This is a genomic window from Clostridium sp. CM027 (assembly GCF_024730565.1).
Lineage (GTDB): Bacteria > Bacillota > Clostridia > Clostridiales > Clostridiaceae > Clostridium_AD > Clostridium_AD estertheticum_B.
In genome coordinates, this window is record NZ_CP077725.1 from 3141735 (window position 1) to 3162593 (window position 20859).

The 20859-nt window shown below is 28.6% G+C and carries 23 protein-coding genes; 19 read left to right on the top strand and 4 right to left on the bottom strand.

Features of this window, described 5'->3' with window-relative positions; all coding sequences use genetic code 11:
- The first annotated feature begins 264 nt into the window (after positions 1-264).
- The 14 genes from KTC92_RS14935 to KTC92_RS15000 all read left to right on the top strand — a co-directional run bounded on the left by KTC92_RS14935 (position 265) and on the right by KTC92_RS15000 (position 15557).
- Positions 265-933 carry a sugar transferase gene (locus KTC92_RS14935; RefSeq protein WP_220286372.1) on the top strand — a complete coding sequence of 223 codons (669 nt, stop codon included), beginning with the start codon at positions 265-267 and terminating at the stop codon, positions 931-933.
- 79 nt (positions 934-1012) lie between these two features.
- The gene (locus KTC92_RS14940; RefSeq protein ID WP_220286373.1) at positions 1013-2362 is read left to right on the top strand and encodes a UDP-glucose/GDP-mannose dehydrogenase family protein; all 1350 of its coding nucleotides are present in this window, start codon (positions 1013-1015) and stop codon (positions 2360-2362) included.
- A gap of 127 nt (positions 2363-2489) precedes the next feature.
- Positions 2490-2939 (top strand): PssD/Cps14F family polysaccharide biosynthesis glycosyltransferase, encoded by a 450-nt coding sequence (gene pssD / locus KTC92_RS14945; protein WP_220286374.1) that lies wholly within the window; start codon positions 2490-2492, stop codon positions 2937-2939.
- Complete coding sequence (locus KTC92_RS14950; RefSeq protein ID WP_220286375.1) at positions 2939-3442, top strand: glycosyltransferase; 504 nt, start codon at positions 2939-2941, stop codon at positions 3440-3442. Before pssD ends, KTC92_RS14950 begins: the two co-directional genes overlap by 1 nt.
- A 12-nt stretch (positions 3443-3454) precedes the next feature.
- Positions 3455-4207, top strand: coding sequence for a glycosyltransferase family 32 protein (locus KTC92_RS14955; RefSeq protein ID WP_220286376.1), 753 nt, complete (start codon positions 3455-3457; stop codon positions 4205-4207).
- A gap of 119 nt (positions 4208-4326) precedes the next feature.
- Positions 4327-5241, top strand: a complete 915-nt coding sequence (locus tag KTC92_RS14960; RefSeq protein ID WP_220286377.1) for a glycosyltransferase family 2 protein — start codon at positions 4327-4329, stop codon at positions 5239-5241.
- Between the two features lie 288 nt (positions 5242-5529).
- Positions 5530-6729, top strand: a complete 1200-nt coding sequence (locus KTC92_RS14965; RefSeq protein ID WP_258280611.1) for a glycosyltransferase family 4 protein — start codon at positions 5530-5532, stop codon at positions 6727-6729.
- 48 nt (positions 6730-6777) lie between these two features.
- Positions 6778-7995, top strand: a complete 1218-nt coding sequence (locus KTC92_RS14970) for a hypothetical protein (RefSeq protein ID WP_258280612.1) — start codon at positions 6778-6780, stop codon at positions 7993-7995.
- Positions 7996-8162: 167 nt separating this feature from the next.
- Entirely contained in the window at positions 8163-9170 is a 1008-nt protein-coding gene (locus tag KTC92_RS14975) for a glycosyltransferase (RefSeq protein ID WP_220286380.1), read from the top strand.
- A 21-nt stretch (positions 9171-9191) separates the two neighbouring features.
- Positions 9192-10265 carry a polysaccharide pyruvyl transferase family protein gene (locus tag KTC92_RS14980; RefSeq protein ID WP_220286381.1) on the top strand — a complete coding sequence of 358 codons (1074 nt, stop codon included), beginning with the start codon at positions 9192-9194 and terminating at the stop codon, positions 10263-10265.
- Positions 10204-11829, top strand: a complete 1626-nt coding sequence (locus tag KTC92_RS14985) for a lipopolysaccharide biosynthesis protein (protein WP_258280613.1) — start codon at positions 10204-10206, stop codon at positions 11827-11829. Before KTC92_RS14980 ends, KTC92_RS14985 begins: the two co-directional genes overlap by 62 nt.
- A 178-nt stretch (positions 11830-12007) precedes the next feature.
- Positions 12008-12157, top strand: a complete 150-nt coding sequence (locus tag KTC92_RS14990; protein WP_220286382.1) for a hypothetical protein — start codon at positions 12008-12010, stop codon at positions 12155-12157.
- Positions 12158-12232: 75 nt separating this feature from the next.
- Complete coding sequence (gene galU, locus KTC92_RS14995; protein ID WP_220286383.1) at positions 12233-13147, top strand: UTP--glucose-1-phosphate uridylyltransferase GalU; 915 nt, start codon at positions 12233-12235, stop codon at positions 13145-13147.
- A 430-nt stretch (positions 13148-13577) separates the two neighbouring features.
- A complete protein-coding gene (locus tag KTC92_RS15000) occupies positions 13578-15557 on the top strand; it encodes a heparinase II/III family protein (RefSeq protein ID WP_220286384.1) in 1980 nt (659 codons plus the stop codon).
- Positions 15558-16387: 830 nt separating this feature from the next.
- On the opposite strand, the gene KTC92_RS15005 is transcribed toward KTC92_RS15000, so the two are convergent.
- The gene (locus tag KTC92_RS15005) at positions 16388-17065 is read right to left on the bottom strand and encodes an acyltransferase (RefSeq protein WP_258280614.1); all 678 of its coding nucleotides are present in this window, start codon (positions 17063-17065) and stop codon (positions 16388-16390) included.
- A gap of 550 nt (positions 17066-17615) precedes the next feature.
- On the opposite strand from KTC92_RS15005, the gene KTC92_RS15010 reads away from it, so the two are divergent.
- On the top strand, positions 17616-18095 hold the full coding sequence (locus KTC92_RS15010; RefSeq protein WP_220286385.1) for a serine O-acetyltransferase: 480 nt from the start codon (positions 17616-17618) through the stop codon (positions 18093-18095).
- 12 nt (positions 18096-18107) lie between these two features.
- Here KTC92_RS15010 and KTC92_RS15015 read toward each other — a convergent pair whose 3' ends face one another.
- Positions 18108-18242 (bottom strand): hypothetical protein, encoded by a 135-nt coding sequence (locus KTC92_RS15015; RefSeq protein WP_258280615.1) that lies wholly within the window; start codon positions 18240-18242, stop codon positions 18108-18110.
- 296 nt (positions 18243-18538) lie between these two features.
- Here KTC92_RS15015 and KTC92_RS15020 point away from each other — a divergent pair, with 296 nt between their 5' ends.
- Genes KTC92_RS15020 through KTC92_RS15030 form a run of 3 tightly spaced genes read left to right on the top strand, consistent with a single transcriptional unit; the run spans position 18539 to position 19005 of the window.
- On the top strand, positions 18539-18682 hold the full coding sequence (locus KTC92_RS15020) for a hypothetical protein (protein WP_220286386.1): 144 nt from the start codon (positions 18539-18541) through the stop codon (positions 18680-18682).
- Positions 18663-18833 carry a hypothetical protein gene (locus KTC92_RS15025; protein ID WP_220286387.1) on the top strand — a complete coding sequence of 57 codons (171 nt, stop codon included), beginning with the start codon at positions 18663-18665 and terminating at the stop codon, positions 18831-18833. The genes KTC92_RS15020 and KTC92_RS15025 overlap by 20 nt, the downstream gene beginning before the upstream one ends.
- On the top strand, positions 18823-19005 hold the full coding sequence (locus KTC92_RS15030; protein WP_220286388.1) for a hypothetical protein: 183 nt from the start codon (positions 18823-18825) through the stop codon (positions 19003-19005). Before KTC92_RS15025 ends, KTC92_RS15030 begins: the two co-directional genes overlap by 11 nt.
- A gap of 104 nt (positions 19006-19109) precedes the next feature.
- Here KTC92_RS15030 and KTC92_RS15035 read toward each other — a convergent pair whose 3' ends face one another.
- Together KTC92_RS15035 and KTC92_RS15040 are read right to left on the bottom strand one after the other, a co-directional pair.
- On the bottom strand, positions 19110-19529 hold the full coding sequence (locus tag KTC92_RS15035; RefSeq protein WP_220286389.1) for a hypothetical protein: 420 nt from the start codon (positions 19527-19529) through the stop codon (positions 19110-19112).
- A 197-nt stretch (positions 19530-19726) separates the two neighbouring features.
- Positions 19727-20251 carry a hypothetical protein gene (locus KTC92_RS15040; RefSeq protein ID WP_220286390.1) on the bottom strand — a complete coding sequence of 175 codons (525 nt, stop codon included), beginning with the start codon at positions 20249-20251 and terminating at the stop codon, positions 19727-19729.
- A 405-nt stretch (positions 20252-20656) separates the two neighbouring features.
- On the opposite strand from KTC92_RS15040, the gene KTC92_RS15045 reads away from it, so the two are divergent.
- Positions 20657-20830, top strand: a complete 174-nt coding sequence (locus KTC92_RS15045) for a hypothetical protein (RefSeq protein WP_220286391.1) — start codon at positions 20657-20659, stop codon at positions 20828-20830.
- Positions 20831-20859: the final 29 nt, after the last annotated feature.

Here is a 20859-nt window from a genome sequence, read left to right on the forward strand (position 1 = left end):
TGTAGAATGAAAAACCATTGATATACAACGATTTAAAGGTAATTGCGTTTTTCAAAAACTGTAAAATAAGTAATGATTTGATGTATTTCGGAGTATGCGAACAGTAAATCAATGAAGTGGTGAGTTTAAAATTTGACATAAAACTTACAAAGTTATACAATAAGACACGGACATTTTGTAGAAATTGGAAGAATTCTAATTGGCAATTTGCTTATTATTTGGGGATAGAAATTTTGGGAAAATAAAATGGGGGTGGGAACATAAATGCAAGAATTAGAAAGAAATTCAAAAGTTACACAGGCAGAGATTGTCCGCGAGTATGACAAAAGCGTAGGATATTTTATAATTAAAAGAATAATTGATATTATAGGTGCTTTATGTGGGGTAATACTTCTAAGCCCAGTGATGATTATTGTTGGCATTTGGATAAAGCTCGATTCTAAGGGGCCTGTTTTTTTTGGTCAGAGTAGAGTTGGACAAGATGGTACGCAATTTAAAATGTATAAGTTTAGATCTATGTGTATAGATGCAGAATGTCTTTTGGGCAAGCTCAAAACAAAAAATGAAATGTCAGGACCTATGTTTAAGATGAAAGAAGACCCAAGAGTAACTAAAATAGGAAGCTTTATAAGAAAGACAAGTATAGATGAGTTACCTCAGCTATTTAATATATTAAAGGGAGACATGTCACTTGTGGGGCCAAGACCAAGCCTGCCAAAAGAAGTAACACAGTTTACATCTTTCCAAAAACTAAGGTTAATTGCAAAACCAGGGTTAACCTGCTATTGGCAGGTTAGGGGTAGAAGTGATATTAGCTTTGAAGAGTGGATGGAAATGGATGTTGAGTATATAGAAGAAAGAAATACATGGATAGATTTAAGTCTTATCTTTAAAACAGTGGGAGTATTGTTTGGAGATGAGGGGGCAAGGTAAGGTTTGAGTAATTACAAAATGATAATTAGTAATAAATAATTTGTAAAGAAGTTTATGAAGAAAAGAGGGGTAAAGATTTATGAAGATAGTTGTAGCAGGAACTGGGTATGTAGGATTAGTTACAGGAGCATGCTTATCAGAAGTTGGTCATAATGTAACGTGCGTAGATATTAATGAAAAAAAAGTTGAAACAATGAAACAAGGGATTTCACCCATATACGAACCAGGATTGGATGAACTTTTAAAAAATAATTATGAAGCAAAAAGATTAGACTTTACTACAGATTATGAAAATGCATATAAAGATGCAGATGTTATCTTTATAGGAGTAGGAACTCCTGAAAGAGAAGATGGTTCAGCTAATTTAGATTATGTGTATAAGGTTGCAGAGCAGATAGCAGGAAGTATTGAAAAAGACTGCTTAGTTGTAGTTAAATCAACAGTTCCAATAGGAACTAATGATAAGGTGGAAGAGTTTTTAAGAGAACATTTAGTTAATAACGTTCATATAGAAGTTGCTTCAAATCCAGAGTTTTTAGCACAAGGAACAGCAGTTAAAGATACCTTATATGCTAACAGAATAGTAATTGGTGTGGAATCAGATAAGGCAAGAGATACATTGAAACAGATATATGAAAGATTTAATACGCCAATAGTTGTAGCTAATAGAAGAAGTGCAGAAATGATAAAATATGCTTCTAATGATTTTTTAGCTTTAAAAATATCATTTATAAATGAAATTGCAAATTTTTGTGAAATAGTTGGAGCAGATATTGAGGATGTAACAAAGGGGATGAGTTATGATCCAAGAATAGGAGAAAAATTCTTAAATGCAGGACTTGGGTATGGTGGATCATGCTTTCCCAAAGATACAAAGGCACTTCATTGGCTAGCAAATGATAATGGATATGAATTAAAAACGATAAAGGCAACTATAGAAGTTAATGAAAATCAAAAATATAAGCTTTTTAGAAAAGCAAAACAAAGGCTTGGAAGTTTAAAAGGATTAAGGGTAGCGGTTTTAGGATTAACATTTAAACCGGGAACAGATGATTTAAGAGAAGCTCCATCAATACCAAATGTAAGAAGACTTTTAGATGAAGGAGCAGAAATAGTTGCTTATGATCCAGTAGGAGTAGAAAATTTTAAAAAGATTTACCCTAATGAAATACAATATGTAAGCACTCCGGAAGAAACATTAAAAGATGCAGATTTAGCATTTATATTTACTGAATGGAATGAAATAAAATCATTAGAATTAGAAGTGTATGAAAAATTAATGAAAACTCCTATCATATTTGATGGTAGAAATTGTTACAAAACAGCAGACATAGAAAAAAGACAAATAGAGTATCATTCTGTAGGGAGAAAAGAAGTTTTAAATCTATCAACTAAAGGAATAGAGGAAGCAGCTGTTACTAGAATGTAAAATTATTATAATGTTGGAATATGAGAAATTAAATATGCCATTATTCTATGCTAATAAAATGAGGTATATAAAAGGTGAAATAGAGATAGTTAATTTATTTGAAAAAAGTAGGAGGAAATAAATTATTATGAAAATATGTTTGGTAGGTTCTAGTGGTGGACATTTGACACATTTATATTTATTAAAAGAATTTTGGGAAAATAATGAAAGATTCTGGGTTACCTTTGATAAGGTGGATTCACAATCTTTACTGAAAGATGAAAAGAAATATTGGTGTTATTTTCCAAGCAATCGAAATATAAAAAACTTAATTAAAAATACATTTCTTGCGTTCAAAATTTTAAAAAAAGAAAAACCAGATTTAATTATATCTTCCGGTGGGGCATCAGCAATTCCATTTTTTTATTTAGGTAAACTATTTGGTGCAAAAACTGTCTATATAGAGGTATATGATAGAATTGACTTACCAACACTGACTGGTAAAATAGTATATCCTGTAACTGACAAATTTATTTTACAATGGGAACAACAAAAGAAATTTTATCCTAAAGGAGTAAATATAGGGGGAATTATTTAATGATTTTTGTAACAGTAGGTACACATGAACAAAGTTTTGATAGATTAGTTGAAAAAATTGATGAATTAGTTAATAATAAAATAATTAAAGAAGAGGTATTTATTCAAACAGGATATACAAAATATACTCCTAAGTATTGTTCTTATAAAGATATGATTACATCAGATAAAATGTTAGAACTAACTAAAAAAGCGCGAATAGTAATTACACATGGTGGACCAGGTAGTATTATGTTGCCTTTTCAATTGAATAAAATTCCGGTTGTGGTACCTAGACAAAAAGAATTTAAGGAACATGTAGACAATCATCAAGTAAAATTTACAGAAAAATTAGAAGAAAATCAAAAAATTATAGCTGTTTATAATATTGAATTGCTTGGAGATGTTATAGTTAACTATGATAAAAAAGTAGAAAATATGAGTTGTGATTATAATAGTACAACGAGTGTATTTGTAAAAGGTTTTGAAAAAATATGTATAGATCTGGTAGGAAAGGATAAGTAAAAGGAGATCATGATGAAAAAATCTGAAATACCCAAAACAATACATTATTGTTGGTTTGGAAAAGGGAAAAAATCGGAGTTAGCAGAAAAGTGCATTCAAAGTTGGAAAGAAAAATTACATGGTTATGAAATTATTGAATGGAATGAAGAAAACTTTGATATACATGCAAATACATATGTAGAAGAGGCATATATTTCTAAAAAATATGCTTTTGTTGCTGATTATGCTAGGTTATTTGTTTTATTTAATTATGGTGGTATATATATGGATACGGATGTTGAAATCCTAAAACCTTTCAATAATTTATTAGAATTAGAAGGTTTTGTAGGATTTGAAGACAAAGAATTAGTTTCAACTGCTGTGATTGGCTCTCAAAAGGGGAATTTACTCATAAACGAGTGGCTACTTACATATAATAATAGGCATTTTACAGTAAACGGTAAGATAAATAGTGTAACAAACGTTAGAGTTCTTACTGATATACTTTTAAAATACGGAATGAAACAAAACAATCAAATGCAAAAATTATATGATAATAAACTTGCCATTTATCCAATAGAATACTTTTCGCCTTTTAAGATTGGAGGTAAAAAACCAAATATAACAAAAGATACGATATCAATTCATTGGTTTGAAGGGACATGGATTACTTTAAGCCATCGCATAAAAATTAGAATTATAACAATGATAAAAAGTGTAGTAGGATTTCAAAATTATAATAGAATAAAAAAATACATAAAAGGAAAGGTGAATTTTTTTTGTTAAACATGATTTAAGACGATCAGATTTGTAATTGTATTTATAAGACGATTATAGAATAATTTTCTAAGTTTAATAATTAAAAAATTTTAAAACATGCAAATGTAAAGAGGAGTGGTGTCATTTTGGAAGAACTTATTAGTGTTGTGATTGCCACATATAAACGGGAAAAAGAATTAGAGCGATCAATCAAATGTGTTTTAAATCAAACTTATAAGAATATCGAAATTATAGTAGTTGACGATAATGGATTAAATTCTCTATGGCAACTACAAGTACAAAAGTTAATGGAAAAATATAAAAACCATAATAATATTAAATATATTATTAACGAAAGTAATATGGGCGGTTCATTAACTAGAAATGTAGCAATAGAAAATGCAAAAGGCGCATATATAGCATTTTTAGATGATGATGATGAATACTATCCAACAAAGTTAGAAAAACAAATTAATTTATTTAAAGAAAGCAATAATCCAAAATTAGCTTTAGTATATTGTTATACAGATAGTTATGATGAAAATAATAAAAAATTATATGAATATAGATACGATTACAGAGGAAATTGTTTAGTAGATGCCATGTATGATTGTATCGCAGCAACATCACAATGGCTATGTAGAAAAGAGTGTCTTTTGGAGGTTGAAAATTTTACCGATGTTCCATGTAAGCAAGATTCAACGGTAATTATAAAATTGTTAAATAAAGGATATGAAGTAGATAGAGTTCCAGAAGTGTTGTTAAGATATAATGAACATTCTAATATAAGAATCAGTGCTGGGGGAATAAAGAATATTAAAGGAGAAAAACTGTTACGTGATTTTTGTAGAAGCTTATACTATAAATTAGAAAGTTATCAAATTCTACAAGTGGAAGTATCATTTTCTTTTAGATTAAGTAAATTATATATTAAGAATAAACTCAGTAATGAATTATATGTAGAAATGAAAACTTTAAAATTAGTGAATAAAAAAATGTGGTTAAAAATTCTAGTATATTATTATTTGAAAAAGCACATGAAATTTTTAAATAAAAAATAAAAACTGCTCATTTTTTGAATACAGCTATATGTATAGATAACATAATTGTTATAAGGAGTTACTTAGATATAGGGTGTTACAACTCCATCATAAAGTATAAGGCGAGGCCTAAATTATGCGGTATGTAGATAATTTTGTATGTTGTTTCTGATATGAAAACTAATCAAAAGCCTTTTATGAAATTTTAAAGAATAGACTAAATAATTTAGTTTAGAAATAGCGAAATATAAAACTAACATATTTATAATTCGTTAAGAATGCCTATTATGACAGAAAGTTCAAAATGGCATGAAAGGAATGATAATTAATATGAAAATCTGTTTTATAACAAATACAGTTTTTAATTTGGGTGGAGTGCAAAGAGTTGTATCTGTGTTAGCGAATCAATTAAGTGAAAATTGTGAAGTGGACATATTATGTACAAATGATGAAATTTGTATAAAAAGAGACCTATATAACCTTAGTCCTAAAGTGAATGTTAAATTAAATGGTAACTTATTTTCTGAAAAGGTTGTTAGTAAAGTTGTAAGAAAGATTTTCAGAAAGATAAATAGTATAACAGGATTTTTTAATAATAATAAAATGAAGAATGTATTACTGGGTATTTATTATCCTAACGAGGTGCGAAATAATTTTATAGAGTATCTGAATTCAAAAAAATATGATGTTGTTATAGGGGTAGAAGGGTATTATAGTTTATTAGTTGCAATAATTTCAAATGAATTAGCTGCGAAAACCATTGGATGGCAGCATAATTCTTATGAAGCATATTTTAAAACAAGAAACAATTACTATTGGAGACAAGATGAATTATTTAAAGAGTATATAAATAAATTAGATAGGTATGTTGTTTTAACAGAAGATGATAAAAGAAAAATGAAAAATCACTTAAATATAGATTGTAAAAGGATATACAATCCTCTTAGTTTTATTTCGAAATGTAAGGCAGAATGCAGAAATAAAAATATTATATGCGTAGGCAGATTAGTCCAAGAACAAAAAGGATTTGATTTACTTATAAAAGCATTTAGTAAGGTAGCTGTAAATAATAAAGAGTGGAAGTTGAAAATTGTCGGTGATGGTCCAGATAAAGAGAAAATAAACCAACTAATACAGACTTTAAATTTAAGAAATCAAATAAGTATGGAGCCTTTTACAAAAAAAATTAAAAAAAAATACTTAGAATCTTCAATATTTGTTTCAGCTTCTAGATGGGAAGGATTTGGTCTAGTTATAACAGAAGCAATGGAATGTGGATTACCAGTTATAGCATTCGCTAATTCGGGGCCTAAGGAAATTATAAATAGACCAAATCAAAATGGAATCTTAGTCCCACGTGGGGATATTGATGCATTAGCAAAAATGATGGTAAATTTAATTAAAAATGAAGAAAAAAGAAAAGAAATGTCAAAAGAGTCTATAAAGAGAGCTAATGATTTCAGTATAGACATTATTATAAATCAATGGAATGAAATCATAAATATATAATTCGAAAACAATAATTCCAATAAATATATTAAATGAGGAATGGATAAGATGAACATAGATAAAAGGAAAACACAGTTGAATAATAAAAAAATATTTATGCTATTACTTATATCACTTTTTGTTTTTCCGCAGGAATTAAGAAGTATATTAGGAGAGAAAATGTTTACCATTAATATGATGGGAATAGTTAGTTTGGTTTTATTGATAATAAATAATTTTAGAGGAATTAATAAAAAAAAGATTATTTTTTTATTTATAACTATATTAGTTTATATGAGTACAGCTGTTTTTTATGAGAACAATATAATGAATATAGGGACTGTTATTATATTGTTTCTTACCCCCTTATCATTAACAATTATAGAAGTTGATAAGCAGATATTAAAAGATATATTTAAATGGACTATATTAATACTAAATATAATAATTATCATTATAACTGTTGTCGGAATACTAGAAATAATATTTAATATTAATATTAATATTGCCATCAGTAAGTTTATGAGTCAGAGGACACAAGAACAAATTTTGTTAAGTAGTGTATCAGGAGATGCTAAAAGATTATATTCATTCATGGGACATCCTTTGTTCAATACAGAATTATATCTAATGTTCTTTGTCTTAAATATCTTATATAATAAGTACTTTAATGAAGCGTGTTGCCCCATATGGATACTAATTATATCGATTATTGGCATAGCATTTACTGGAAGCAAGTCAGGATTTGTACTTTTATGTTTAGGTATTATTGTATTATTTAAATGTAATAATAAAATAAAAAAAACACTTATAATTATATGTGGAATTATTATTGCATTTCAGACGGGACTCTTTGACACCCTGATTTCTAGATTTACTTCAGAAAGTTTAACTACTGGAAGAAGTGAAAAATGGATTCAAGTTCAATCTATGAATATTTTTCCAATTAAATTTTTTGCAGGGTATGGAAGAGGATTTACATTTAAATTAAATTCATATACAGATTGGGCATCAGCAGCATTTGAATATCCGATGAGGATGTTTTCTTTAGAATTAGGAATTTTAATTACAATTATGATGTATATCTTTATTATGATAATACCTATTATAACATTGATGAAAAGAAAACATTATTTTTTAATTGTTAGCTATTTAATTGTTTTTTTAGATGTGAATACATTTAATGGTCTATCAACAAGTGGTGATAAGATGATTATATTTTGTCTTTTTACATTTTTAATATTAAATTTATCTAACTTAGTACAAGTATATAAAGCAGATAAATAGTATAATTACGATGTATTTCTATTAAAAAAAATTGTATTTGTCGAGAACATCTTATTGAAGCTATTGCAGAAATTACTTATTAAATAATTCAAACAATATTATAGAGATAAATAAATAATTAATTTAACTATATTAGAATTAAGTAGATTTATGAGAGAGGTGATAACATGGAAGATATAAATTTAAGTATTATTGTTCCGGTTTATAAAACAGAAAGGTATCTAGAGCAATGTTTAGATAGTATAGTTAATCAAACACTAAAGAATTTTGAAATTATAATAGTAAATGATGGATCACCAGACGATAGTGAAGTAGTTATAAAAAGATTTTTAGAAAAGTATTCTAATATTAAATATTTAAAAAAAATAAATGGAGGATTAAGTTCTGCTAGAAATTTAGGGATAAAAAATGCAAAAGGGAAATTTATAGGATTTGTAGATAGTGATGATTATATTGATATTAATATGTATGGGAAGATGTTTGAAAAAGCTTTGGAAAATAATTCAGATATAGTTATATGTGACATGAAATATGATTTAAATGGGATAGATGTAAGTGATACTCAATTTAAAGATTTTGGTATATTAGATAAAAACCAAACATTATTAAAATATTTAAATAATACATATTTTAGATCACACGCACAAAATAAAATTTATAATAGAAAGTTATTTGATAATATTTTATTTCCAGAAGGAAAATTATTTGAAGATGTTGCTACATTTTATAAACTAGTACATAATAGTAAAAAAATATCATTTATTAATGAAAAATTGTATTGCTATAATCAAGGTAATATGAATAGTATAACCAAAAAAAAATTTAATGTAAGAAATGTAGATTTAATTGATAATTCTTTAAGTATGATGAAGTTTTTTGAAGAAAATAGATATACTAAATGTATAATTCAAAGTAGTAAAGAAATGTATTTTCTATCAGTAAAAAATTTGATAATTATGCTATATTCAAGTAAAAAACATATGTCAAATACAGAATTTAGAACTATGAAAAAATATATATTGGATAAAATTAAGAAAGACATTTACAAAGAAGGGTTAAATATATTTTATAAAAACAAAAAATGCAGTTTTATAAAATATAATTGCTTTAAAATAAAATTAATTTTACATTGTTATAACTTAAATACATTAGTTAAAAGTTTATATAATTTTTAAAATTTAGATTGGGAGAGATATATGAAAAAGAGGATAAAAAACATTTTAAAGTCAGTAGTATATGCTAAAGAAAGAACCTTGTTAATTAAAAATTATTATTTAGGTAATAAAAAACTTGAAGAAATACAAGAATATAAAAAAACGAAAAAGGTGTTATTTTGTTTAACTCCCAATTACGGTAATATGGGTGATCAAGCTATAGCATATGCAACTAAAAAATTTTTCGAAGAGAATTTTAAAGATTATGGATTTCTTCAATTTGAAAGAGATGAATTCTATTCATATGCTAAATCTATAAAAAAAATAGTAAATGAAGATGATATTATTGCCATACAAGGTGGTGGTAACATGGGGAATTTATATTTAAGAGAAGAACATGCAAGAAGATTAGTTATTAAAAAATTTGATGAGTGCAAGGTTGTATCTATGCCAACAACATTAAGCTTTACTAATGATAAAGTAGGGGACAAACATTTAAGACAAATGAAAAAAATATATAATAAAAATAATAAACTAATGTTACTGGCAAGAGAGGAAAAAACATTTTCTATGATGCAAGAAATTTTTAATGTTAAATCATTTAAAGTTCCAGATATAGTATTTTATTTAGAAAATATTTTTAAAGTGAATTCCAATAGAAATAATATAATGGTTTGTTTAAGAAGTGATAAAGAAAGTTATTGGAAGAATAAAAAGGATAATTTCATTGTAAATTTAAAGTTAAAATACGATAACGTAGTGGAGACTGATACAGTAGTAGATAGGGAAATAGATAGTAATAGGAGAGAAGAAGAATTATTTAATATGTGGAATGAATTTAGAAATTCTAAGGTCGTAATAACAGATAGACTCCATGGAATGATCTTTGCATTTATAACTAAAACACCATGTATAATTTTAAGATCTGCTGACCATAAAATCATAGAAAGCTATAAATGGATTGAAGGTATAAATTATATGAGATTTGTTAAGGAACTAGAATTTAATACAATAAATAATGAAATAGAAGAGCTAATTAATTTAACAACATTTGATGAAACTAATTTTAAAGAAGAATATTTTAATAAATTGGTTAGGCTCATTAAAGAAAAATAATATTAAACTATCAGAATTTAAAGGTGGAATTATGAAAAATAATATAAAAATAGCAACAATAATATCATATATAACACTACTTGTAGGAAATCTTATATCATTAGCATATACTCCGATTATGCTATCTTCTTTGGGGCGCGGAGAGTATGGACTTTTTACATTAACAAATACAATAATAGCTTATATTTACCTATTAGATATGGGACTTGGGAATGCAGTTATAAGATATAATTCTAAGTATATTGTTAAAAATGATGATGAAGGATTGAAAAAAATAAATGGAATGTTCTTAGTGATGTATTGCCTGATAGCGGTCATATGCGTTGTTATAGGGATATTTATATATATTCATTTAGGAGATATATTTGCTAAGGGGTTAAGTATAACGGAAATAGAACAATTGAAATTAATGTTTATTGTTGCATTAGTTAATTTATCTTTTGCATTCCCATTAAATGTTTTTAGTGGAATAATAATGGCAAACGAACGTTTTGTGTTCACTAAAGTATTAGCATTAATAAGAGCAGTATTAAATCCATTAATTATGGTATGTGTATTATTTTTAGGGCAAAAAGCATTAGGTATGCTAATAGCTTCAACTATATTTAATATTTTACTAGGAATTATTAATATAATCTATTGCTTCAAGATTTTAAAAGTAAAATTGAAATTTAAAGGGTTTGATAAAGAAATACTTACACAAATATTTAAGTACTCATTTTTTATTTTCTTATCAGCTATAGCCTATAGAATTTATTGGAGTACGGATCAGTTTATATTGGGAATGCTCGTGGGTGCAGTACCTATAGCTATTTACTCTATAGGGAGTCAATTTAACGGGTATTTTATTTCATTTTCTAATGTTATTAGTAGTATGTTTTTACCTAAACTTACGAAATTAGTAGCGAAAGAAGAAAATAAGAAAGAATTAATGAATATACTAGTTAAAATATCTAGAATTCAGTTCTTTATAGCGTCATTTATACTAATTGGATTTATATTAGTTGGAAAGCAATTTATATTAATGTGGGCAGGAGAGGGTTACGATCTATCATATTATATAGCGATACTTCTAATGATTCCTCAAATGCTTTCTATTGTGCAATCTTTATTTGCAACAATGCTTGAGGCAATGAATAAACATAGAGTTAAGGCTCTTATTTATTTAGGAGTAGCAATATTTAATTTAATATTAAGTTTAATTCTAGTTAAAAGTTTAGGGGCTATTGGGTGTGCATTAGGAACAGCTGTTGGTATGATTATAAATTCATTATTAAACAATTTATATTATAAATTCAAATTGAATTTAGACATGGGATACTATTGGAGAAATATAAGCAACCTAATTTTACCAACTATATTATGTTTAGGTATAGGATACATGGTAGTTAAATTTATTAATCCTATTAACTATATAGACATATTTTTATTTGGGGTCATATTTACGACACTTCACCTATTAGTGTTTTGGATGTTAGGACTTAATAAATCTGAAAAAATTCTAATTCAATCAATATTTATAAGAGCGAAAAGCAAGTTTGCTTACGGTAAACTAAAAGGGTGATATTTCGGCAAATAAAAAGGGTGAATAATTTCTTAACTAATACAATTAATAAGTTTAAGGTAAGCTCCTCATAATGTCCTTCCTGGGGGGAGTGAACAGCAAAAAAATGGAGTTGCGTGAAAGTAGGATATTTGTTGCGGATTTAGTAGAGGTAAGGTTGGGTTAAAGGTTTTAGAGCATGAGAAAAGAAAAGAACAAAAAACTTGGAGGAAGCCAGCGATGGTACCTAACAAAATTTATTGAAGTAGCAATACTTATAGCTTCTAGCATCAACCCTAAGAATGAATTAGGTTGGAATCCTAATATAATTCACTTAAAACTATCATAGGAACAGCATGGGAAAGGCATAAAAACAATCCCAATGCGTATGAAAATAACTTAAGGGAAAAAGGAGATATTTTATATGAGAGTTAAAAAAGCTATTATACCAGCAGCAGGGCTAGGAACGAGATTTTTACCTGCAACAAAGGCACTACCTAAAGAAATGTTACCTATAGTTGATAAGCCTACAATGCAATATATTATTGAGGAAGCTATTGCTGCAGGTATAGAAGAAATATTAATTATTACAGGAAGAAATAAAAAATCTATTGAAGATCACTTTGATAAATCAGTAGAATTAGAATTAGAATTAGAAAATAAACATAAAGATGACATGCTTAAGCAGGTTAGAGATATATCGAACATGGTAAATATACACTTTATAAGACAAAAGGAACCTAAAGGACTTGGACATGCTATAAATTGTGCCAGAACATTTGTAGGCAATGAACCTTTTGCTGTCATGCTAGGTGATGATATAGTTGATGCTAAAACTCCGTGTTTAAAGCAACTTATAGATTGTTTTGAAGATAAGCAAACAACAATATTAGGTGTTCAAGAAGTCGCTAGGGGTAATGTTGATAAATATGGAATAGTTGATGGAATTCAAGTTAGTGATAGAGTATACAAGGTAAATAACCTTGTTGAAAAACCACAAGTAGATGTAGCACCTTCAAATGTAGCGATACTTGGGAGGTACATTATAACTCCTGAGATATTTGATATATTAGATAACACGAAACCTGGTAAAGGTGGGGAAATTCAATTAACGGATGCTCTAAAGACGTTAATATCACAGCAAGATATGTATGCATACATATTTGAAGGACGTAGATATGACGTAGGTGATAAATTAGGGTTTCTTGAGGCAACGGTCGAGTTTGCATTAAAAAGAGATGGGTTAAAAGTTCCATTCATGGAGTATCTTCAATCTTTAAAAAATAATGGTAACTTTAGTGGGCTATATGAAGAAATAGCTTGTAGCAATGAAAAATAAATAGGAGCAAACTCAGTCAAAACTCACTCGCAAAGAGGTTCGACTGCAGGGCAAAATATAGGTAGAAAAATAAACAAATCCAATAGCTAAAAAATTGAGCTATTGGATTTTTAATATATAACAAATACGACTTCTAAGTCTTATTTTAAGAATTGCTAATGAGCTAGATTACTAAAAATCAAGACTACTCGTAGTAAATAGTGGTCTAAGGGTTCGATAAGTTTTACATTGTTAAATTTTACAAACATAACGAATGGGGATGTTAAAAAATGTATTTAAGCGTAAAGTAAAATTATTGAACAGTAATAATAAAAATATCTAATAATAAATTTATCAGCATATTACTTACATAAAAAAGTATAAAAATAAAGGAAGTGAATATTTAGTGTAGTTATGTACTCGTTATATAATCTCACACTAAATAAAAAATATGAAAAACGCAATATTTAAAAAATCCATTTTATTACTAGTAGTATGCGTTGTTACAACTTTGATTTTTTTATTAATTAAAAGTCTAAAAATATTTGATACAAATGAAGATATTGAAAAAAGTCAACCAGTTGCATCAGAGATTATTGAACTATTAGAGCGTGAAAACAAAAGCAAACAACATCCAAGAATATTAGCTTCAAATGATGATTTTGAAAGAATTAAATCAGAGATAGCTAGTAATAAAGAGGTTGCATCAAGGTTTAAAAGTTTAAGGAAAAAGGCAGACTATATTTTAAACGAGTCTCCAGTAAAATACGAGATTTCTGATGGAGTGAGACTCCTCTCTGTAAGCAGGGAGGTATTGGGTAGAGTCCAGACTTTATCTTTTATGTACAAAATAACAGGTGAGTGCAAATATGCAGAGCGTGCGTGGATTGAGCTTGAAACTGTTTCAGGTAAAAATCCTAATCAGGAAAAATATGCTTTTAAGGATTGGCATACTGTGCATTTTTTAGTTACGGCTGAAATGACAAATGCGGTGGCTATAGGGTATGATTGGTTATATGATTATTTATCTGAGCAGCAAAAGGCGATTATTCGTAATGCAATAGTAAATAAAGGACTGAAGCCTGCACTTGATTTATACAGGAAAAAAACTTGGTGGGTTGTCGGGGATAGTAATTGGAACGGTGTTTGTAATGCAGGAATAGGTATTGGTGCACTTGCAATAGCAGATGAAGGGGAAGAATACGAGAAGCTTTCAGGAGAGATATTAGAAGCAGGGATTAAGTCATTACCTAACATGTTGAAAAATTATTACCCGGATGGAGGCTGGTATGAAGGCCCTGGTTATTGGGGCTACGGAACTACTTATACAGCATATTTTATAGCAGCGTTGGATTCAGCATTAGGAAATGATTTTGGTTTATCAAAGTACCCTGGATTTTCTAATACGGGAGATTTCCCAATTTATTTGGAAGGGGTAAATGGTCAATTTAATTTTGCAGATGCTGAGATGTCTAGGAATAAGTCTCCGGTAATGCTTTGGCTTGCAAATAAATTTAATAAGCCAGAATATGCTTGGTATTTTAATAAGGCAACAGACTTAAAGGATAGCAGTGTTATGGGTTTTATTTGGGGTAAAAAAAATACAAAGATCAAAGGGCTTAAAATTCAAGATAAATATTTTAAAAATGTTGAACTAGTGGCTATGCATACTGCTTTAATGAAACCTAATGACAGTTTTATAGGGTTTAAAGCAGGAAAAAATGGCTTAAGTCATGGAGATTTAGATATTGGGTCCTTTGTATATGAAACATTAGGTGTAAGGTGGATAGATGATTTAGGAAGTGATGATTATAATCTTCCAGGATATTTTAATATGGGATATAAAGGTGAAAGATGGGAGTATTACAGGAAACGTGCAGAGAGTCACAATACATTATTGCTTAATCCTAATAGTAAGCCTGACCAAAACGTAAAGGCAGATACAAAAATAATTTCCTTTAAAAATGATAAGAAAAAAACTTATGCTATTGCAAATTTAACAGATGCTTATAAAAACGATGCAGTCTCAATTAAGAGAGGAATAAAGATGTATAAGGATAATGGACAGATACTTATACAAGATGAAATTAGTACTATAAATAGCTCTGATATATGGTGGTTTGCAAATACGCAAGCGGATATTAAAACTAGTAATGATAAAAAATCTTTAATATTATCTAAGAATGGAAAAAGATTATGGGTTGGTATATTATCTCCTTCTGAAGGGGATTTTCAGCTTATGAAGGCTAAGCCTCTTTCTTCTTCGCCACATCCTAAGGGTCAAGCTACAAATAACGAAAATAAATTAGCTATACATTTAAGTAAAACTAATAAAACCACTATAAGCGTAATGATGTGCCCGTTAACAAGCAATGAAAACGAACCTAAGAATTTTATAAAGGTTACAGCATTAGATGAGTGGGGCAAATAAATAGTAGGATATTTATAGGATACACTCCTATATTCAATGGGCGTGTGATTTTCTAGCTAGCTAATGGCAATCCTCCCCCCACCCCGCAGAGCCCACAGGGATAATATATAGTAGGGAAATCTTACCGGGCAATATTCAACCAATTGCCTATACCTACTCCGTGGATCCGAAATGGTAACATTAGGTTTAAGCGTAGGATGAGGAGCAAACGAAAGTAAGGCCCATTAGCAACATACTTTATCCGCATCACTTCCAAACCCTGTAACGGGCTAGAAACCAGGGATAAAATGATATATGAGGGATGCACGAAAGCTAGTCGGAAATGGAACATTTGACGCGGATTTAGTAGATATAAAGTTAGGTTGCAGAGTTTAGAGACTTAGCGAAGGATAGAAACAAAAAAACTTGGAGGCAGCCAGAGATAAGAACTACTAAAATTTATATTTTGGTAGTTTTTCGTCGTGAAGGAATTGTAGAACTAAACCGCTAAAAACGGTGGTATACGAGTACTAATTATTCCGATTTTAATAACATAGGGTGATTACTTAGGGTCGGGCGAAAGTATATTATTCTTAGAAAACAATTATATTTTGATGGTTTTAGTTACGTTTGTGGAAATTATAGTTAATATGCTTAATGTTACAACTACTTCAGAAAGATAGGGATTATTGAATCTCCATAGTAGTTGTGACGCAGCATATTTCTAGAGCTTATTTCAGAAATTGAGCAATTTTAAGGACTACCACCATTTAAGTATATACTTAAATGGTGGTAGTTTTTATCGGCTCAAATTCTGAATTTAAACCTATTGATATTGTGTATTAGTATTTTTATTTTTGCCAATTAACATCTTTTTTTATAACTTTTGCTGGATAACCAGATATAATACAGTTTTTATCTATAAACTTTCTAGTTACGCAACTATTATAACCTACAATACAATCATCAGGTATTTCTATACCTTTTAAAATATCTACTTTAGCAGCTAACCAAACATGATCCCCGATTACTACTGGCTTGGAAGTGTTTTCGTCAATATTAGAATCATTTAAGTTGAAAATAGTATGTCCATCTGAATCACGAATATTAACACCCCAACCTAGTAATACATCGTTACCAATTGTAATATTTTTACTGCATGAAAAGAAACAAGTTTTATTACAAAAAAAGTTGTTTCCAAAAGTTAAATCACCGCTATCTACACGTATAGATACTCCGCTAGAAAAATCTGCTTTACCATTAAATATTATTCTTCCTTTCTTTTGAACATCAAAATAACCTATTTTCTTAGATGAAGAATTTACTCCATTAGAGCCATTATTAATATTTATCCTAATCATAAACCTAGAAATTTTTGAATTAATAAGTATACAATTTTTATATATATTATGTATTTCAACATTATATGCTATCAATACTGGTAATTTTAGAGCTACTTTGAATGGAAAAACTTTAAAATTAAATAGTATCGTTTTTGGCATGGATATTAAGTATTTGATTAATTTCATATTTTATTTCCCCCTATAATATAAATAAAACTTGTTTTCATTATATTAAGCATTTACCATTTGTACATTTTTTTAAAAATACATAATGGGCCTCCATTTATAAATGTTTACAGTGATTATAATACCATTATTACATTTTACTGTAAACAATTATCATATAATTAAGTGAGCTAGCAACGGAGTTTGTCCTCATCACTATCAAACTAAAAGGTATGTAGAACATCATCCGGTTAAATTTTAGGTATCTGGGGCAGTTGAATGTTTAATAAAAAGAATCGTAAAATACGATAATTTTAAGCTTCTCGACAGAAGTGAATCTAAAATAAACAACATACTTAAAGAATTATTTGTTATTCCTTCTCTAGCAATGGGCATTCTGGGCGACTCTTCAAAACTAAATATTGCCGGTGATAGAACCTGTATGCTTACACAGGCTTCGCCTTATGGTAAAAAGAATTGTGATTGCAAACTTAAACCTGGAGAGCATTGTGATTGTTATCGAAAGTTTTTATGATATAATGTTATTGATTAAAATTATTGGAGGTTATTTATGAATAAAAACGGTATAATTAGTAAATTAATATTATTAATATATAGGCTTGGTAATAGAATTTATTATAAAATCAAAACACCTATTATCCGTCAAATTCTTTGGATACTTTATAGATCTCTTGATATTTTAATTGTTCAAATTATTGGAGGTTCCGATTTTCCAGCACAAGCTCAAATAGGTAGTAAATTATATCTACCTCATAATGGTAAAGGTGTTATCATCCACCCTAATGCAGTAATTGGTAACGATGTAACTATTTACCATCAAGTTACTATCGGCTCAAATAAAACTGGTAATAACGGAGCACCTAAAATCGGAAATAATGTTTTCATTGGTGCAGGTGCTAAAGTATTAGGTCGTTTATGTATTGATGATAATGCACAAGTTGGTTCAAACGCCGTAGTATTAATAGATGTGCCAGCTAACGCTACTGCAGTTGGTATTCCTGCCAAGATTAAACAGGTAAAAGTCAATTAGGCTGTTGTTTTTTCAATGGATCTTACCGTAACCACAAGCATTCCATGCGCTAAAACTTTGTGTATCAACGTAATTTCGACCAATATACTCCGCTGCCACAACACCATTAGAGGCTCCCCATTCTGTAATAATGGTAGCAACCAACAAACGGATTCCTCCGTTCGTCCATTTATTGGAGAGGGGCCGTGTCATCCGCCTAGTTTATGGGAATGCAGAAGCTAGGTGGAAATGTAACATTTGATGCGTATTTAAGGTGAAGAACTTGGGCGAAAGGTTGAGAGAGTGTAAAAAGAGTAGAATCGAAAAAGCTTGGCGACAGCCATGGATGTGAACCACAAAATATATATAGATATATATTTTGTGGCTTTTTCAACGTGAAGTGAAGATTTAACGATATTTATAGAATATTAATTATAATGTTTAGGTAAAGGCTACATAAAAAAATGGATATATTAAAACAAGGGAAGAGACTAATTGATATTGCAAAAAAATACAAATATCTTATAGGGGGCATGGCTACAGTATATCAAATGGTAGTAGGAATATTAATAATGGCTTTTAAAGCAAATGGTATGGACACTCAATAAATTTGAAGAAAGTAAGGCGAATTCTGTTATCGAAAAAATGATTGATGATAATATTAAAGATGTTAAAGAAATCATGGCTAATGCTTTTGCTGCAGAATTACTAATACCAGAAAAAAATATATGTAGTACTAAATTAAGGTATGGTTCTTGATGGTCAATTAGGAAATATAACAAAAAATTTAGGTTATACAAATGAATTAAATGTTCCATCAAAGGACACATATTTATTACCAAATGGCTTAGAAGTGCTAAAAGAAAATTATGAGAATGGAGATACTTCGTATGATGATTTAGTTAGGATATTCAGTTATTTGGGATGTTAACCTAAAAAAAGGTGAGTATGCGAAAGCTAGGCGAAGCTGAAATGCCGTTAAATCCATAGGAGATAACTTTAGGTGATCTCCTATGGATAGTAAATATCTAAAAACTAATAATAGTTTAAATGTATAACATTCTCAAAGTCATTTCCATATAGAAAAACAAAAGTTTTAGGTACATAGATGAACACTAATTTTCTATCATCTTTTACTTCGGGTGTAACAACTACGGACCAATTTGAAGCATCACCATGTTCTGAAACATTTGTATTAACTCCGCTATCAGCATAAGGTGTAAAATGGGTAGCACTTTTAGGAACCCAAAAGAATACACGGTAATGAGGCCAGTGATCCTTTCCTATAATATAATCATAATGTGGTGTTCCTCGTTTCTCATTTGATGTTTCATTATCTAGTGTTGTATTTGTAGCAATAACATTTTGGATATTAGTTAGAGGTAGAAAACTATAAAATAATAATGTTATCAACGACAACATCACAATTAGTAATGAATTTTTTTTAGAAGCCAATAATAACATCTCCATAATTTCTCATAATTTATCCTTAGTATTCTACAAAAGTCATTCTTATATACAGAGGTTCAACATAAATAACAGCACAGTTCATTTTGTCTTCACTGAATATATATGCAGCTACTATATTTTGTGTGGAGTTTTGGGTTATGTATTCAGAATATAAAAAAAGCTCTCCAGATAGGAGAGCTTTTCTATATGATAAATTTATTTATAAAATCATCAACTACAAGAATGGTATCAGATGTATTAATATTCTTGATATTTATTTTAATTTTTTCATTGCTAAATATTAAAGTTTTGTTTGTTTCAGAGGTTGTTTCTTCTTTAATTAAATAGCCTGTTATATAGTTGCTGTTTTTAAGATAGCTATGTAGGTATATGCTTTCTTCATATAAATCTATAATAATAATGCCATGAGTAATCACATCAATGTGTTTTTTTACTTCTCCATCAATAACAGTATATTTTTGTAAAGGAGTTAAACTCCCATCCTGGGTATAGCCCTTATATAAGAAGTAACTATTTTTTACCTCACTGCTAAATCCATCAGAGATTATTAAGTTTAATCTACTGTCCAGTTTTTTCAAATAATCATTGCTAAGTAAATAGGATTCAATGTTTTTGCAATATTTAAGTTGTTTATTAACTTTAGAAGTAAAAAGAAATTTTTTTAATAAATCAAATTTTGCATACTGATATACAGTTTGTTCACTCACGTTAATTCGCCCCTATCATTTATATTATGCAAAAGTATAAATAAATTTTTATTTGAAATTGAATAAAACTCGATATATATTTATATATCGACTTATTTCTCATATAAAAATACATTTTCCAACAATTATTTTATAATAATTATTATACAATTCACATATTCTTATGTCAATCAAATTTGCGACCTTGTAGAGATAATTCAAGTTCAATCTCTTTCTACTGGAATAAATACAAAATTAAGTAAATGGTTACAAAAAATGCTTGACGAATATACATTCGTAGTATAACATTAATATTAGGTTAACAATATGGGGGGAGATTAAAATGCATGTGTTTAAGAAGTAATGAAATTAATTTATGTAAAAAATGAGTATTAAAACTATAAATAATCACGAGGGGGATATATTATGACCGAGCAAGTTAGATGTCCGATTTGTAGGAGAAGATTATTTGATATAGAGGGAGATGCAACAGGAGTAATAGATATAAAGTGCATTCAGTGTAAACAAGTTGCACAGATGAGATTAGACAAGCCAAATTACAATAACCTAAAAAAACTAGATTCATGTGTTTCGAGCTAAAAGGAGTCTAAAAGAACTACCTAAGAGCC